This window comes from Oceanobacillus sp. B139/18 (genome assembly GCF_055524595.1).
In genome coordinates this window covers 1-380 of the sequence record NZ_JBVFXI010000029.1, presented here as the reverse complement: position 1 = coordinate 380, position 380 = coordinate 1, and the positions used below count along the sequence as shown (strand labels likewise).

At 37.1% G+C, this 380-nt stretch carries 1 protein-coding gene; it reads left to right on the top strand.

Annotation, left to right across the window (positions count from 1 at the left end):
* The coding region (locus ACZSMY_RS23190; protein WP_465148381.1) for a dihydrodipicolinate synthase family protein at positions 1–380 on the top strand (380 nt) is incomplete at both ends.

Below are 380 nucleotides of genomic sequence, written 5' to 3'. Positions count from 1 at the left end.
ATGAAAAAACAATTTGAAGGAGCATTTCCAGTATTAATTACACCAATGAATGAGGATTACAGCGTGAACTATGAAGGGTTAAAAGAAAATATCCAGTACTATTTGGATCAAAAAGTCCCTGGAATAGTGGTAGTTGGAAGTACAGGAGAATTTGCATCATTGGATGAAGCAGAAAAGAAGGAAATTGTCAAAATTGCTGGTGAAGTAGTAAAAGATACAGAGACAGATTTATTGGTCGGTATCGCCGATGAACGCACAGACAAAGTGTTAGAATATGCAAAACATGCCGAGGCAAACCATGCAGATGGACTGTTACTAATCAACTCATACTACATGACACCGACAGAAGAAGAGGCATTTGAACAATTTAAAGAAGTGAA